This window comes from Pseudomonas sp. GL-B-19, assembly GCF_019956415.1.
Taxonomy (GTDB): domain Bacteria; phylum Pseudomonadota; class Gammaproteobacteria; order Pseudomonadales; family Pseudomonadaceae; genus Aquipseudomonas.
Map to the genome: position 1 here is coordinate 1 of NZ_JAHBDK010000014.1, position 17,762 is coordinate 17,762.

Annotated in this window: 7 protein-coding genes; all 7 read right to left on the reverse strand. The window is 58.7% G+C overall.

Features of this window, described 5'->3' with window-relative positions:
* Positions 1 to 138: 138 nt before the first annotated feature.
* On the reverse strand, positions 139 to 1,458 hold the full coding sequence (locus KGB06_RS03070; RefSeq protein ID WP_223511783.1) for an MFS transporter: 1,320 nt from the start codon (positions 1,456 to 1,458) through the stop codon (positions 139 to 141).
* Between the two features lie 305 nt (positions 1,459 to 1,763).
* Entirely contained in the window at positions 1,764 to 3,098 is a 1,335-nt protein-coding gene (locus KGB06_RS03075) for a sigma-54-dependent transcriptional regulator (protein WP_223511785.1), read from the reverse strand.
* Positions 3,092 to 4,900, reverse strand: coding sequence for an ATP-binding protein (locus KGB06_RS03080; RefSeq protein ID WP_223511787.1), 1,809 nt, complete (start codon positions 4,898 to 4,900; stop codon positions 3,092 to 3,094). The genes KGB06_RS03075 and KGB06_RS03080 overlap by 7 nt, the downstream gene beginning before the upstream one ends.
* Before the next feature lie 45 nt (positions 4,901 to 4,945).
* Positions 4,946 to 7,684 carry an RHS repeat domain-containing protein gene (locus tag KGB06_RS03085; protein WP_223511789.1) on the reverse strand — a complete coding sequence of 913 codons (2,739 nt, stop codon included), beginning with the start codon at positions 7,682 to 7,684 and terminating at the stop codon, positions 4,946 to 4,948.
* Positions 7,685 to 7,709: 25 nt separating this feature from the next.
* Entirely contained in the window at positions 7,710 to 10,022 is a 2,313-nt protein-coding gene (locus KGB06_RS03090) for an RHS repeat-associated core domain-containing protein (protein WP_223511791.1), read from the reverse strand.
* 404 nt (positions 10,023 to 10,426) lie between these two features.
* Positions 10,427 to 13,195, reverse strand: a complete 2,769-nt coding sequence (locus KGB06_RS03095; protein ID WP_223511793.1) for an RHS repeat domain-containing protein — start codon at positions 13,193 to 13,195, stop codon at positions 10,427 to 10,429.
* Positions 13,192 to 17,706, reverse strand: a complete 4,515-nt coding sequence (locus KGB06_RS03100; protein WP_223511795.1) for a SpvB/TcaC N-terminal domain-containing protein — start codon at positions 17,704 to 17,706, stop codon at positions 13,192 to 13,194. The genes KGB06_RS03095 and KGB06_RS03100 overlap by 4 nt, the downstream gene beginning before the upstream one ends.
* Between the last annotated feature and the right edge of the window lie 56 nt (positions 17,707 to 17,762).

Here is a 17,762-nt window from a genome sequence, read left to right on the forward strand (position 1 = left end):
GGCGATGGTGTGTCAGCGACATGGGGTTGGCTGACACACCATCGCCAGCAAGCCGGCTCCTACAGGGGATTGTGTTTATTCAATGAAAAGGGGCAGACCCGTGAAGGTCTGCCCCTGTTTTTTATTGCGCGAGATGACTCAGTCAGTCTCGATCCGCGAGTGCTTGCGGGTATCTTTCATGGTCACGTACACCAGCAACGACACGGCAATACACGCTGTGACATACCAGTAGTAACCGGTTTCCATGCCAATGCTCTTGAACCACAGCGCGATGTATTCAGCGGTACCGCCGAAGATCGACACGGTCAGTGCATACGGCAAGCCAACGCCCAGTGCACGAATCTCGGTCGGGAACAGCTCGGCTTTGACCACGGCGTTGATCGAGGTGTAGCCGCTGACGATGATCAGCGCCGCCATGATCAGGAAGAACGCGCCCCACCAGGATTGAACGGTGTGCAGCGTGGTCAGGATCGGCACGGTGAACAGCGTCCCCAGAATACCGAAGGCAATCAGGATCGGCCGACGACCAACTTTATCCGACAGCCCGCCGATGATCGGTTGCAGGCACATGAACAGGAACAGCGTGGCTGCCGAAATCGTGGTGGAGTCGGAGATGCTCATGCCGACCGTGTTCACAAGGTATTTCTGCATGTAAGTGGTGTAGGTGTAGAACGCCAGGGTGCCGCCCATGGTCAGGCCGACCACGGTCATCAGTTCCTTCGGGTGGCGCATCAAGGTGCGCATCGCGCTTTCCTTGGACTTCTCTTTCTTGGTGAACGACTCGGTTTCTTCCATGCCGCGACGCAGGTACAGCGCGACGACAGCACACAACGCGCCGATGGCAAACGGGATGCGCCAGCCCCAGGCGTACAGCTCTTCGGTGGTCAGCACTTGCTGCAACACGATCAGCACGGCCAGGGCTATGAGCTGACCGGAAATCAGCGTCACGTACTGGAAGCTGGAGTAGAAGCCGCGACGTTCCTTGGTTGCCATCTCGCTGAGATAGGTCGCCGAGGTGCCGTACTCACCCCCAACCGACAAACCTTGCAGCAGGCGAGCGAACACCAGCAGGATCGGTGCGCCGATGCCGATGGTTTCATAACCCGGGCTCAGGGCGATCAGCAGCGAGCCGAAGCACATCAGGTACACCGAGGCCATCAATGCTTTCTTGCGCCCGACCTTGTCGGCATACAGGCCCATCATCCAGCCACCGATAGGACGCATCAGGAAGCCGACGGCGAAGATCGCGGCGGTGTTCAGCAGTTGGGCGGTGGTGTCGCCTTTGGGGAAAAAGGCCTTGGCGAAGTACAGGGAGAAGGCGGCGTAGACGTACCAGTCATACCACTCGACCATGTTGCCGACGGAGCCGCTGAAGATCGACTTGATGCGGCTGGAGGTGGTTCTTTCTTTGGCGGGCGCGGCAGCCGACCCAAGGGGCAGGGCGTTGGAGTTATCCATTGAAGGATCCTTCGTCTAATTGTTTTTGTGGAGCGCGTTTAAACGCAGCCTGTGAGGGCTATAGCAGAAGGTGTGCCAAGAGGCAGAGGGGCGGTTTAGAGGGGTTTTGACGGATGGATGAGCGGAAATCCGCTTATGCTGGATTGAGAGTGAGCGGAAAGTTGCTTACCGACTCGTTATTTGCGTTGGCTGTGCCGGCCTCTTCGCTGGCAAGTCGAATCGTCGCACCGCAGCTCCTACAGTGGATCAAGGTCTAATGTAGGAGCTGGCTTGCCAGCGAAGAGGCCATATCAGGCACCAAAAAATCAGCTGTCTTGCAGGAACATCTCCCGACTCAACCCATGCCGCTGCATTTTTTCATTGAAGGTGCGGCGTGGCAGTTGCAGCTCTTCAAGCACCGCTTTCACATCGCCCTTGTGCCGGGTCAACGCCGCGCGCAAACAATGCGCTTCAAACGCTTCCTGTTGCGCCGCCAGCGACTGCCCCGGATCCATACCCATCGGTTCTGGTTCACTCAACCCCAGCACTTGCCGCTCAGCGACGTTCGCCAGTTCGCGCACATTGCCGGGCCAGTCGTGGCTTAGCAGATGGCTAAGTTGCGGGCCGGTCAGCGGTGGAAAAGTCCGCCCCAAACGCTCGGCGGCATGCTGGGCAAACGATTCGAACAACAACGGAATGTCTTCGCGCCGATCGCGCAACGGCGGCAACCGCAACTCGGCGACGTTCAATCGATAGGCCAAATCCTCGCGAAAACGCCCGGCTCGCGCCTCATCGAGCAGATCCGGTTTGGTCGCGGCGATGATCCGCAAGTCCACGCGAATGCTCTGGTTCGAGCCCAGGCGTTCAAGCTTCTGCTCCTGCAACACCCGCAGCAATTTCACTTGCTGGGCCAGGGGCATGCTTTCGATCTCATCGAGAAACAGCGTGCCGCCATCGGCGTATTCCAGCTTGCCGATGCGTTTGCCCTGGGCGCCGGTGAACGCGCCGCTCTCGTGGCCGAACAACTCGGCCTCGAACAACTGCTCGGGAATCGCCGCGCAGTTGAGCGCCACAAACGGCTTGTCGGCACGCGGTCCGAAGTCATGCAGGCAACGCGCAACCAGCTCCTTGCCGCTGCCGGTTTCACCCCGGATCAACACATTGACTGGCAACGCCGCCAGGTCCAGCACCTGTCGGCGCAAGGTCTGTAAACCACGGGACACGCCGAGCAAGGTGGCGTCGAGTTTGGCGCGGTTATCGGCCTGCTCATGCAGCGCGCGGTTTTCCAGCACCAGCCGACGTTTGTCCAACGCCCTGCGCAAACTGCTCAGCAGGGTTTCCGGGCTGAAGGGTTTTTCCAGAAAGTCATACGCGCCATCGCGCATCGCTTCGACTGCCATCGGCACATCGCCGTGACCGGTCAGCAAAATCACCGGCAAGTCAGCATCGCGGCGTTGGACTTCGGCCAGCAACTCCAGCCCGGTCATACCCGGCATGCGCACGTCGCTGAGGATCACGCCGGGAAAGTGCGCGGGCAATTGCGCCAGGCACTCATCGGCGCGACTGAACAACTGCACCTCAAAACCCGACAGGCTCAGCCATTGTTCGACGGCGCTACGAATGCTGCTTTCGTCGTCGACCACCATCACTGAATTCAGCATGCGACAGGTGCCTCCAGATCGATGGGCAAGGTCAGGGTAAACACGGCGCCGTTTTCGCCATTGTCGGCACTCAGGCGTCCGCCCGATTCGTGAACAATGGCAAACGATACCGCCAGACCAAGGCCCAGGCCATCACCCACCGGTTTGGTGGTGAAAAACGGATCGAACACATTCGGCAGGTGTTCTTCGGCGATGCCGCCACCGTTGTCGCTGACGCTCAGGCGCCAGAGTTGTTGGTCGGCTTCGAGGCGGATTTCCAGACGTTTGCAGGGCTTGTCGTGCATGGCGTCGAGGGCATTGCGCAGCAGATTGATCAGCACCTGTTCCAGACGAATCGCATCGCCGCGCACCCACGCCGGACGTGTCAGGTGCAGCACGGTGCTGACCTGTTCGTCACGCAGACGCGCGTCGAGCAAATGCAGCGACTGGTCCACCACCGCCGCCAGGTCCAACCGTTCGCGCAGGCCGCTGGGGCTTTTGCGGGCGAAGGTTTTCAGGTGGCCGGTGAGGGCCGCCATGCGCGTCAGCATCTCATCCACCGGCCTGAGCGCCTTGTAGGCGTCGTCGACCCGACCGTGATCGAGCAGCAGGCGCAAGGTTGCCAGTTGCATGCGCTGGGCGGTCAGTGGCTGGTTGATTTCGTGGGCGAGGGCGGCCGACATCTGCCCCAGGGCCGCGAGTTTCGCCGATTGCACCAGACCGTCTTGAGCGGTACGCAAATCGCGGGTGCGCTCCTCTACCAGTCGTTCAAGTTCTTCGCGGCTGCGCTGACGCATTTTGGCCAGGCGCCAGCGTTGATTGAGGAACAGCAACAGAAACACCAGCGCCAGCCACAACCCGGCAGCGGCGAGCGCGGCGTTGCGGCTGTCTTCGAAGGCGACTTGCGGGCGGCGCAGCAGGTGCAGGGTCCAGCCTTCACTGGCCAGCGGCAGCGACTCCCACAGGTAATCAGCCGTCCCGTCGGGGCCCGCGACGCGCCGCAGATCACTGTTGTCGTCAAAGTGCTGCAGCGGTTGGTAGTCCAGCGGTGTCAGCGGTTGTTTGTCGTATTGGCGGGTGGCCTTGAGCGCGGCGTGATCGCTGTCGCTCAACGGTTGCAACAATCGATAACGCCAGCCCGGCTGGTTGGCGATGAAGATGATCCCGCGCGCATCGCTGACCAGCAATGTGTCGCTGCCCTGACTCCATTCGCGCTCCAGTTCCGGAAACTCGAGCTTGACGACCATTGCGCCGAGAAACTCGCCGTTGTCGCCGGTGACCGCGCTGGACAGAAAATACCCCGGAATCCCGCTGGTCACGCCCACCGCATAAAAACGCCCGGTGCCTTGGGTGCGTGTTTCGCTGAAGTAGGGGCGAAAGCCGTAGTTGTGGCCGACATAGCTGCTGGGCAAACGCCAGTTGCTGGCGGCCACGGCGAGACCGGTGCGGTCAAGCAGTTCGAGGGTCGAGGATTGCGCTGCACCGTTGATTTTTTCCAGTTTGCGATTCAGCGCCTCCTGCTGTTCAGGCGATACCGTGCCGTTGAGGGCGGCGCGCAACTCCGGGTCCAGCGCAAGTACGGCGGGCAGGGCGCGGTAGCGATCGATCAGGGTGTGCAGGGAGTTGGCGTACAACGCCAGTTGCTGATTGGCGCGCGCGGCGTCTTCGACCAAGGCCTGGCGTTCGGTATGTCGCATGGCGAAACCGGCCGCCAGCGCGGCGCCGGCGATGATTAGCAAGGTGTACAGCGTCAGGCGCAAAGGCCGGGAAATCGCCAGCATGGTGTCCGAAACAATCAGCAGTAGGGGCGCGCACCATAACATGGAGTTGCGCCGAAAATTCAGGGCCCGGCGGCGCCGCGCAGGCCTTCAGGCGGCTCTTTTTTCGATGAGGTACTGTGAAACTCTTCCGGCCAGGTTTCTGGCTTGCTTGATCCCGCTTCGTGCGACTTTGAAGTCCTGCTCAAGCCTCGACCTGTCGAGAGCACCCGAGCTCATCGGCATGTTGAGGGAGCCGATCAGCCTGTCATCGCTGACGGTCGCGCCTGCCAGCGTTTCAAGGGCTTCGTTGACCTGCGCTTCTACATCATTGAGATAGGTGTCCAGCGCGTCGAGATTGGACGTTATCCTGTCGAGATCGCCTTGGCCAAGAGAATCATTGAGCGCTTCGGTCAGTTGGGACGCCTGACGCGCTATGGCCAGGGTTTGTTTGAGGTAAGGCACCTTGAGGTGTTTACCAATGACTCTGGCGGTGGTTTCGATGGCTATTTTTGTCAGGCCTGCCGAATTTTCCGGGCTGAAGCTTTGTGCCACCGCTTTAAAGCTGAAAGGCTCGGCGCGGGATTTGCTTTTCAGGTTTTTCACCGAGATCGCTGACGGATCCGGGGTGATGGTGTAACCCAGTCCTGTTTCCTCGCCGACTTTGTCCATGAATTTGGCGGCCGCTTCAGCGGCAAAAATTCCTCCGACAGCCGCTGTTACGGGGACCACAACAGGTGCTGCGGGCCCCGTCAGGGTGCCAATGCCTGTACCCAATGCGGCGCCAGCCGCCCCCACATGAAAAGTGAGGGCAAACGAAGCCACGCTAAACAGCAGTTTTTTGCCTGCCGTTTTGTAGATGTCACGGGTTCGAGTGAGGTTGTAGAGTTGATAATTGAGCTTCTTCATTTCGCTGTTGACGGTCGATAGCGTGTTTGACACGTCGATGATCTGTTGTTTTGCAGCATCCTCCTTGCGTGTACCGTGGCTGTCGATATAAAGCAGCGGGTTATTGCCCACAAACCCATACAGATTCAAACCATCCACATCCCCTTGCGGATCAGCACTCACCCACCGCTGCAACCACGGCGCGTAGTACCGAGCACCGTAGTAATAAAGCCCGCATTCATCCATTTCCTTGCCCGAATAACGGACGGTCTTGTAGTCAACCTCCAGCGCTGAAACCGCCGTCAGCCAGGCGGTGCCGCCAAACGGGTAATAGCCTTCGTGGCTGATCAGTCGGGCGTTTTGATCAAGCTCCATGAGGCTGGAACCCAGGTGATCGTCGAGGCTGTAGCGCAGTTGATCCTGATCGATACCGTCGGGTTTTTTGCTGACCCAATGCAGGCAACGCACGCTGCCACGACCTCCCGGCAGGGTGATGACGTGCAGTGTTTCGCCGTTATCGCGGCTACGGATTTCCAGCCCCGGCAGGTAAATGACCTGGTGGAAGTGGGTGGTCGATGACGTATGGGTTTCGTGGCGTTTGAAGACCCGTGCGCCCTGGCTGTAGCGAAAGATTTCGTCATCGTTGAGCCCGTCGTCACGTTCGACCAGCGTCACTGATGCCAGTTGATCACGGCTGTTCCAGTGCAGGGGCCTTCCCGGAGATGAGGTCTGGAGGTTGCCATGGCGGTCGAACAAGCTGTCGAAATCAGGGGCGGGATCCCCTGCTTTCCAGCGCACGCCCCGGTTGCTGGACGGGTCTATGAACATCTCTTGGGTGTAGCCGCCCACCGCGCGTTCATGGACCAACTTGATCAGGTTACCGCCGGGGTCGTAGGCGTAGGTCTGTTTGTAGTTGAGTTGGTTGTTTGGATCGCTCGGCGAAGGGCGCCCCGGCAAGTCCGAGCTCGGGACGGCATCATGACCGCTAGCGCTGGTCAGTTGGTACAGCGAGTTGTAGGTGAACGCTCGGTGACCATCGATGTACTGGTTCGCGAAAAACACCGGTTTAAACGTGAGATCGTCAATGTGTAATACGTTACCGACCCGATCATAAAAGTACCGAAAGTGTTGGAGCAGATCCTGCCCGGGCACACCGGCGGTCAAGGTATCGAGACGGCCATCGGCTTCGTCGTAAGCCCAGGTGCTGACCACACCGTTGCCGGCCTGCTGCTTGATGATCTGTCCGGCGGCGTTGTAACGGGCGTCTTCCAGAATGGTCGTGCCGTTGTCCTCGGGTTGGAGCCGAAGCTGGGATCTTTTCAGCTGCCCGGCGATGTCGTAGAACAGCTGTTGCAGGTGATCACCGGCATCGGTTTGGGTTAGCGGCGCGCCGAGAGGACTGTAGGTTCGACTGCTGGCGAAGGTTCCGGCATGGGTGATCGTTCGGCTGTCGAGCAGTGGTTCGCTGTGCAGGCTGAAGCTTTGGAACTCAAGAAGGCCTGAGGGATCGGTTTGCCTGATCATCTGGCCGCGCAGGTTGAGGTTCGGGTTATCAAGCGCGGTGGCGTAGGTAAAGGTTTCGACGGCGCCTTGATCGTTCTCTTCAAGCGTGATCACACGCAACTGGTTGTCGTAACGGGTGCGCCAATCATTGCCCCGCCCGTCCCAGCGCCGGAGTGTTTCACCGGCCAACCCCACGAGGCTCAGCCGCGTACCGGCATCGGCGCTGACGAGCTTGATCGGTTCACCGGAGAGTCGGTAGACCGCACTCAGGTTGGGCACTTTGTCGAACAGTCGCGGGTCCCACTGCGCCACCAAGTGCCCATGCGCGTTAGAGCGCTGGTGCGTGACAAGCGCTTCCAACAGCCCGTTTTGGCGCAGATAGTCAACCTGCCTGACAGGCAAACCCCGACTGTCGAAGACATTCAACCGCGGGGTGCGGTAGTGGAGGTTCTGCTTCATTTGACCGGCTCACAGGTAGGCCCACTCATGCGGCTGACTCAGAGAGGGTTCTATGTAATTTCGGGATCAGCTTCCTGGGCTTGGGCACCGGCTTCTCTACCGTATTCGCCACGACTTCCTGAGCCAACTCGGTCAGTCGCTGGGTCACACCCTCTGCTTCGCTTGGGGCATCTGCCAGGCTTTTCGCCCGCCCCAGTACGGCATCGATTGCTTCAAAAGGATCGACGCCGGTATTGACCAGTTTCATCACTTGACGTTGATGCACCGAGGCAAGTTCCTCCAGCTGGTTGTAGAACATTTTCTGCAGGGGCTCTGTGTAGCTCGTGATACTCGCCACTCCATTCTTTATTTTTTCGAGCACCTCTTTACCGCCGCTTAAAAGGTCCTGAGCGCCATTGACTACTTTCTTCGTGGTGTCCACGGCGGTGCTCAAGCCCTCTTTCAACTCCTGGGTATGCAGCGTTTGGGCAAGTTTTAAACCTTTCTTCAAGAAGTAATACCGCAGTAACGGCATCGCAATGGCACCGACCACCAGACCGACGACGGCGCCTATGCCTGTACCAACACCGGGAACTACACTTCCCAGCGCCGAGGTCACAGTGCTTCCCGCAATGGCCCCTTTGAGAATCGATTTGAAGCCATGTTTGGACTTCATGAATTTGCCCAGCGTCATGTTCTGTCGAACGTCGGCAATATCGGCGCCTTCGGGAACAAGTCCGTCGAATTCCTCCGCGAGATTGTGTAACTGGTCGGCGGCATTTTTGGCTTTGCCGAGAACGCCGATGAAATCTTTGGCCAGTTCAAACACAGCCTTGGTTGCGCCCGACTTGTCGATGTACAGAATCGGGTTGTTACCGACCATCCGATACAGATTCAACCCATCAACGGCTCCTTCGGGGTCCGGACTGATCCAGCGATGCAACCAGCTCGCGTAATAGCGCAACCCGAAGTAGTGGAGTCCGCTGACATCCAGTTCCTTGCCTGAGTAGCGCAGGGTCTTGTAACTCGCGTCTATCAATGATTTTGCCGCCCACCAGGCGGTACCGCCGTAGGGGTAATACACTTCGGCGCTGATCAGGCCACCGAAGCGATCGAGTTCCAATGCGCAGGATCCGAGATGATCATCAAGGCTATAGCGCAGTTGGTCAGGGTGTTCATCCGTGACCCAGTGCAGGCAGCGCACGCTGCCGTAAGCGAGTGGCACACTGATAACGTGCAGTTGCTCGCCATTGCTGCGGGTGCGGATTTCCAGGTGTGGCAGGTAAATAACGGTCTGGCTGTGAGTGGCCATAGGGGTATGCGTCACATGATGTTTACGGACCCTCTCGCCTTGACTGTACTGATACGTTTCGACGTCATCCGGCAGGTCATTGTCATGGACAACTAAAGTCACTTTCTCCAGTTGATCGCGGGCATTCCACTGCAAGGGCTGGCCCGGTTGTAAACATAATAAGTTGCCAGACCTGTCGAACAGTTTCTCGATATCCGGTTCCGGTTGGTTTTCATCCCGGCGCACGCCACGGTTGCTGGCGGGATCGATATACATCCGCTGAGTAAAGCAGTGCTGGTCGCGCAAATGGCGCAGTTCGATCAGGTTATTGCCCGAGTCGCACTCGTACTCTTCGGTGTAGTTATAGCGGGGGCCGGGATCGAGCGGGGTGATGACATCCGGCAAACCCGGCCGATTGTTGGGTATTTCACCCTCGAACCCGCTGGCGCTGATCAGTCGGTAGAGCGAGTCATAGCGGAAGTCGCGATGCCCCTCGACGCGCTGGTTGGCGAAGTACACCGTGGCCTGGGTGTGATCTTCGATGCGCAGGATGTTGCCCACCCGGTCATAGAAGTACTTGAAGTTCTGTTGCAGCCGTTCGCCGATCTTGCCGGCCTTCAGGGTGCAGAGGCGACCGTCGGCCGGGTCGTAAGTCCATTGGCTGACCACACCGTTGCCGGTGGTTTGCACCTTGATCTGGCCGGCAGCGTTGTACTGCGCATCCTCCAGCACACAGTGTTGCTCGCCATCCTCAAGTTGCAGAACGACTGCCTTGAGGCGTCCGGCACTATCGTAGTGAAAATGCTGATGATGTCCCCCTGCATCGATTTGCGTCAGCACCATGCCGAGGGGGCCATAAGTCCGGCCAGTGACGCAGGCGTTTGCATCGACAATCGTTCGGGTTTCGCGTCGCGGCTGACCGCGCAGGCTGAAGCTGCTCAGCTCGAGTCGGCCGGACGGATCGACGTGCGTGATCATCTGGCCCCGCAGGTTGAACGCGGGGTCGGCCGTTGCATCGGCATAGCTGAAGGTTTCGACATTCCGCTGAGCGTTTTCATCAATGGCCACAGCACGCAATTGATTATCGTAGCGAGTGCGCCAATGATGACCGCGCGGGTCCCAGCGTTGCAGTTCTTCGCCGGCCAGCCCCGTCAGGATCAGACGCCTGCCTGCGTCGACACTGTTGATCCTGATGGCCTCGCCAGAGAGGCGAAAGGCGTTGCTGAGATTTGGTTTGGGCAGCCTCGAATCCCATTGTTCGATCAGATGCCCGGCAGTGTTATAGACGTCTCGGGTGTTGAGTGATGCCACGTCACCCCCGGCTTTGCTGCGCAGGTAAACCACCTGACGCACCGGCAGCCCCCTGGCGTCAGTGGCTGTCAGACGTGGGGTGCCCCTATGGACGGCCGCGTTCACGTACTGGCACTCACAGGCCATGAGCCCGAGACATGGAGCGAGTGGTCCTTGGTCCATCAAGCCGCTGCATGGGAGCTTTTTCCAACGCGTGCCTGCTTCAACAAAAACTGGTTATCCGTCGTTCTACTCTCTTTGTAGAGCGCCAGGCCGGCTTTGTTTCTGCGTATCAAGTCTTGCGTTCTTTCATGCTGTTGCGTCAATTCGCTGAGGCGAATCGGTTCCAGCAGGCTTCGAGGGGTCATGTGATTGACATTGGGAAGTACATCGGCAGGGTAAATGACATCAACGCCTACGACCTTGAAGGCGGCCACGGAATTGGCATAGCGTTGATTCTCTGTGGATTCCCACTCATCCAGCATTGTCTCGATTTTGTTGATCTTGACCGGATCCAGCCCGTTATTGATGTCCTCGGCTTCCTGAACCCTTGAGCCCATTGCAAGGAAGGCTCCCACCCCTGGAACCACAGATCCGACCACGTTGTTGAAGAAAATATTGATGGCGCCGCCAAGCCAGTCGATCGGGTCTGAACTCGTGCCGAGACCCAGTCCATGGTCAATCGCCTTGATGGACATGGTTGATGTCTGTGGTATCAGCGGGCCTGTCAGCCGAGAAGTCGGAATCACAGACGGGCTCGTACGGCCTGCCATTTCACCCCCGAAGTTACCGACGGTAAGGCCACCGGAAAAAGGCATGACTTCTTGAGCATTGAGGCTGCCTGCCGACGTGTGTTGCGGCACCAGGCTGCCGAGGTTTTCGCCGGCATAGAAGCCGCCGGCAAAACCGATACCCGCATTGATGGATTCACCCACCAGGTTCTTCGCCAGCGATAGGGCAACGTTGGATTTATTGATGATGTTGTCGATTTGTCCCAGTGTTTGAGTGGCATGCCCTTCCAGGACCGAAATGAATCTTGAATAGTTGAGGATGACGTTTTCGGCTTTTTCCTCGCCGACGTGATCCACATAACGCAGCGGGTTGTTGCCCACAAACCCATAAAGGTTCAAACCATCCACAGCCCCTTGCGGATCAGCACTCACCCAACGCTGCAACCACGGCGCGTAGTAACGAGCGCCATAGTAATAAAGCCCGCATTCATCCATTTCCTTGCCCGAGTAACGGACCGTCTTGTAGCTGACCTCCAGCGCTGAATCCGCCGCTAGCCAGGCGGTGCCGCCAAACGGGTAATACCCTTCGTGGCTGATCAGACGGGCGTTTTGATCAAGTTCCATCAGGCTGGAACCCAAGTGATCGTCGAGGCTGTAGCGCAGTTGATCCTGATCGATACCGTCGGGTTTTTTGCTGACCCAATGCAGGCAACGCACGCTGCCACGGCCGCCCGGCAGGGTGATGACGTGCAGTGCTTCACCGTTGTCGCGGGTACGGACTTCCAGCCCCGGCAGGTAAATCACCTGCTGAAAATGCCTCGTTGTAGACGTATGGGTTTCGTGGCGCTTGTAGACGCGCGTGCCCTGGCTGTAGCGAAAGGTTTCTTCATCGTTGGGCGCGCCGTCACGCGCAATCAGCGTCGCTACGGCCAGTTGATCGCGGCTGTTCCAGTGCAGCGGCCTTCCGGGGGACGACGTCAGCTGATTGCCATGGTGGTCGAACACGCTGTCGAAATCGGGGGCGGGGTCGCCTGTTTTCCAGCGCACGCCCCGGTTGCTGGACGGGTCTATGAACATCTGGTGGGTATAGCCGTCCACCGCGCGTTCATGGATCAACTTGATCAGGTTGCCGCCGCCATCGTAGGCGTAGGTCTGTTTGTAGTTGAGACGGTTCCTGGGATCGCTCGGCATCGGACGGCCCGGCAGATCGGAGGTCGGCGCGGCGTCATGGCCGGTGGCGCTGGTCAGCTGATACAACGAGTCATAGGTAAACGCGCGATGGCCATCGATGAGCTGGTTTTTGAAGTACACCGGTTGAAACGCGAGATCGTCGATGCGTAACAGGTTGCCGACCCGGTCATAACCGTACTGAAAGTGCTGGAGCAGCTCCTGCCCGGGCACACCGGCGGCCAGGCTATCGAGCCGACCATCGGCCTCATCGTACGTCCAGCGGCTGACCACCTGATTGCCGGCCCGTTGCTCAATGATCTGGCTGGCGGCGTTATACCGGGCGGCTGTCAGCACGGGCAGCCAACTCCCGGTGGGCGTGAGCCGCAGTCGAACCTGTTGCAGCTGCCCGGCGATGTCGTACTGCATCTGTTGCTGATGATCACCGGCATCGGTCTGGGTTAACAGCGCGCCGAGCGGGCTGTAAGTCCGCTGACTGGTAAAGGTGCCGACACCGGTGATCGTTCGGCTGTCGCGCAACGGTTGGCCGTGCAGGCTGAAGCTGTGGCGCTCAAGAGCGCCTGAGGGATCGACTTGCCTGATCATTCGTCCGCGCAGGTTGTGGTTCGGGTCATCGAGTGCGGTGGCGTAGGTAAAGAGGTCGACGGGGCCTTGATCGTTTTCTTCAAGCGTAATCACACGCAACTGGTCGTCGTAAGTGGTACGCCAATGATTGCCCCGTCCGTCCCAGCGTTGGCGTGTTTCACCGGCCAGCCCCGTCAGGCTCAGCCGTTTACCGGCATCGATGCTGTCGATCATGACGGGGGATTCGCCAAGACCATAGACCGACTTCAGGTTAGGGGTGGGTGTATCGGCCAGGCGCGGGTCCCGTTGCTCCACCTGGTGGCTGATCACGTCCCGGGTTTGCCGGGTGACGAGAGGTTCCAGGGCGCCATTGGCCACATTGCGCAAGTAAGCAATGTGGCGCACCGCCAGACCTCGCGCGTCATGGGACGTTATGGCGGGGGTGTTCCAGTGAGATGCGCCGGTCATTGCACGGCTGCCTTGCGTCGTTGCGCAGGCGGCTCAACGTGGGTGTCATTGAAGTCCAGGCTGGTTTTGTACCAGGGGTGGATTATTTCAAGCGCGACATCGCCTTTGGCATTGATGATCTTGATCAGGCGGCCGAGGACGTCATAAAAGCTCTTGTCGTGGTGACCGAACTGCCTGAAGGCGTGGTCATGGATGTAGCCGTAGGTGTTGGCGAAATAGGGACGATAGGTGCGAACGGGGAGCCCCTTGTTGTTGTATTCCACGCGTTCGCTGATGCGCCAGCGCCGATCGGCGTGCGCAACCTTTGGTTGACCGTTTTCAATCACCAGTTCGCCGTTTTCCACGAGATAGGCATCGCCGGGTTCAACCAGTTGTTGGGTTTGCAGGGGGCGTGCGAACCCATCGATGATGCTCAGGATGATGTGGATTTGCTGTGGTGTCTGATCGTAATAGTCGCGGTCGGCGGTGAGGACGACGCTGTGCACCGGAATTCGTGGGACGCTCGGCAGCCGTTCCCACAATGCCTGCTCGGCCGGCGTCCGGGACTTGAGCCGGGCCAGTCGCCGCCGTGCGCCTGCACGTAGGTGAAGGCTTGGCAACACCCAACCTTGCGCGCACCCATCGGTCAGCCAATCGGGTGTCTGCCGGACGGAAGGGGGGAGCTGGCCCATCCAGCTGAACAGATCCTTGCGCCAGGTACTGGCAGCGTTTTGCAGTGTCTCTTTTGGGGCGTCGATGGCCGTGCCGGCGCTGTCATCTTCGGGACGCTGATAGTCGGCGATGGGCAGGAAACCGGCGGGCAGGGCGGCTTCGGTGCCGTAATAGGTGACCGTGTGCGGGCCGGACGGATCGTAAAGGGCTTCTTCGACGTTGTCGTTGGCATCGATGATGCGTACCGGTTGCAGTGAGTGGTAGTCGATTTCAACGCTTGTGGTACAGCCATCCGGCAGCTCGACGCTGATGTTCATCAGGCTGTAGTCGTCGTACCGGGTCGTAGTGATCCCATGGCTTTGTGTTTCGTTGAACTGCGTCACCTTATAAAAATGTTGAAGGTCGCCATACCTGGCAAAACTGTATTGGGCCGACCAAAGATTGCGCTGCTGGTCTTCCTCCTCGTCGGCCTCTTTGTCCGTACCCAGAAACAGCTTCATGGGCAGATAACCAATGTTCGCCAGTTCTTCCCGGATATCGATCGCAGGGCTGACGTCGCCATAGACATCCAGCGCCGTCTTGTTCAATTGAGCGACTTCCAGTGGCCCCGCCAATGCTTCGAAGTCGGCAGTGCCGTCCGGCAGCCGCGTGCCGTCAGCCGTTTTGAGATAACACTGCACCGATTGCGAGGTCAGCTCTCGCTGAGCCACCCATTCGGGTGACTTGAACAGGTCACGAAACTGTTCATAGGCAATGCCCTTTGGGCTAAGGCCCGCTGGAGCTGGTCCCTTGGGCAATACCAGGGCGCTACCGCGTTGCCGATATGGCAGGCCAAGCCTCCAGCCTTGCAGATTGGACAGGTGTATAAATTCGGCGCGGGTTTCGCTCAGGTAGTAGCTCTGTTGAGCCGGATCATGGGCGTCAATCCACCATTTGCGTTCGTCGACATCGTCAAACGGCGGCTCATCGTCCTCGGTCCTGCGCCGGGCATAACTGACCGTGATGCTGTGGTTTGTCAGTCCGAAGGCGTCCCGGTTCACGTTGATGACATGGCGGCACAGCGGGTCTTCGACGAAGCGCTCGTAGTGGTAACTGATGTTTTCCAATAGCGACGGCATCAGCACCGCATTGGGGTGGTGTTCACCGCGTTCACGCACTTGGCGCACGATGTATCGGGACTGTTCCACGAGGTACGGATTGGCCGGGACCGGGTCATCCGCCGCGTAAATTTCCATTCTCAGCACAGAGCCTGACAGGGCGCGGGCGATTTCGTGCGCGGTGGCTTCATCGGCCGGCGTAATGAGTTCTTCGCACTCATCGCTCGGGTGATATCGACAAAAAAGCGTGTCGCCCAGCGGGTGTGCCTTGTCATCGCGATTGAAGTAACCATCGCGCGGCATATCGATGTGCCTGCCGGTATGAAACCAGGTGCAGACCAATGCCGGGGCAGTGAAGCTTTCGTCTTCGTCCGAGGCGGTTTCGCTGTCGGTTTGGTGCAGCCGTCCGAAGCCACGGAACTCTCGGTCCTGACTGTCGTACCAAGCCTCGAAATAGCTGAAAAACTGATTCAGGCAATTGCCGGTGATTTCGTCGCGTTGGGTTTGCTGACTGACGACTTGCATAGCGAAAGGCAAGTAACAAACGGGAAGGCGCTTGAACTTGAGCATTCGCTGTTTTTCGTCCAGCCAGTACTGCGCGGAACTTCGATACACCACCTCGGTGCTGCAACCCATGTTGTTATTGCTGGCGATCATCAAATACGGTTTGGCGCTGACAAAATCATAGCGCCAGTGTTGGGGTTTGATGTGCGGTACGGTCAGGATCAGGCTGGTGCAGCCGAGCCCTTGGAGATCGGCGAGCGTGACCTGGCACAGGTTGTCGTAACGCACGCCTTCGGGCCAGGCAACCGGAATGGGAACCTGCTCAAAACCGTTGCCACCCCGGTTGAGGTAAATTTCGAATCCGTCCGAATTCAGATAAATCAGCGCGGGGGCGCCGGAGCCGTTTACATCTGCGATCCGTACCCGTGCCGCGTCGAACGTGTCGTATTTGAAGGGCAGGGCACTCATGACAAACCCCGTACCGAAGTGCCCATGCCCCATGTTCGGCCAGCATTTGATTTCGTCGTGGCGAATGCGGCACAACTCGGTCATGTCGCTGCCCAGCAGATTGCCCAAAAACACCAGTTCGCTGCGTGAGTTGCTGATCAATGGCAAACGGTCATCAATCGGCTTATGAAGGACATCTTCGCCCCTGACAAAACCGTCTTCACGATTATTGGCGTAAAGGCGCACCGCGTTGGGGCCGATCAGCGCCAGGGAGCTGAGTCCGTTGCCCGTCAAATCACCCAACTGCGAAAGGACGTTGAAAAACTCCGCCGGGAACGCCGTGAATGGAATGAAGCTTGACCAGGTTTTATCCGGATTCAGCGTGTAGAAACCGCTCATGCCGGGCTGAGCAACGAGCCAGTCCAGGCGACCGTCACCGGTGAGGTCCATGAGCGCTTGATGCGCTTGCTGGTTGCGATCCGCGACCGGGATTTCGCCGAGCGCTGTCCACGGGCCATAGCTGATGTGATCGCCACCGGTCAGGTCACGCAGCGGCTCGCGGTAGTACCAGCATTGGTCATAACGACACAGGAAGCCCGGCAGACCTTCTGCGAACAGATCAACGCACTGATAGCGTTGACCTTCTTCGATGCCCGGCATGTTCTCGAATGGGAAGAACGGTGTCGGCTGTTTATTCAGTTCGAAATCCGCATAGTCGAACTCCACCGGGGGCATGTTTTCCACGGTGCCGCTCGCGTCGTACGCCTGATAATGCGCCGCAGTGATTTGACTGTAAGACCAGGGCTCTGCGGTGACCGAGTACTCCAGTAGCAAGCGGCGGACCAACACTGGCTCATCACCCAGCAGCGGAAAATTGTGAAACATCAGCACTTGCTGGCAGAGACGGCGAGTGCCGACTTCAAAGCCCTGGCCATAGGACGAAAAGGGGTCGCTACGGGTCAGCCATGGCATAAGCGTCGGGCCGTCGTAGACAGGTTTTTCAGTCAGGTCCCGCGTGCGTTCGCCATAGTCGAACACCAGGTGAAAGTGCCATGAAGGCGGCGCAGATCTCAGTACGTTCCAGCCATACAAATGGCTGCTCGCCTCGAAGTTGCCATACAGCACCCGATGCAAGTACCGCTGGGCCCGGTAGTCATGCGGGTCAGGATCCTGGGTCGGGTCCTCCTGTTTGTACTCGTAACAGATGTGCTCGCCGCGAGCGTTCATGCTTTCTTGCAGCAACCAGGCGACAACCCGGTTCGGGTCCTGTGGGTCAGCCTTGCGCGCGGTCTCTATCCTGCCGAAAAGGTGAAGGCTGCCATCGGCCCCATGCACCAGCCAGAAACCATCGGGGTTGGCTTCGCAGCGCCAGAATTCGACCACATCAAAGGAGCTTTCCACCCGCGGCCAATATTGCACCACGCTGTGAGCCCCGATGGGCAATCCTCTGTATTCGGATTCTTCTCTGGACTTGATCTTGCCTTCGCCATCGCGCTCGGCCATGAGCTGTTCGCCCGTTGGGCTGAGGAACACATCATCGTCAGTGTAGCGAGGCACCCCTTTGCTAGTCTGGCGGGTGATGGCGATGAGGTTCAAATGCCAACCGACACCGTACGGTCCGTTTCCGGATTGGCTGCTATAGCTCAGAGAGAGCTGAGGGTCCCAGCCGCGGCCGGGCGAAAAAGGCAGTGACAGTACAAATGAAGCGCCTCCGCTCAGACCCACCTTGCCCCAGCTTTTACCGATGGTGGCGATGGATGCACTTTTGGCGATAGAGGGTTCAGTGATGCTCAGGGACGCTTGGTCTTGCATGGGGCTGATCCTGTGTTTGGCCTGGCGCTCGCCCGTAACTACGGTGTCGCTGGATG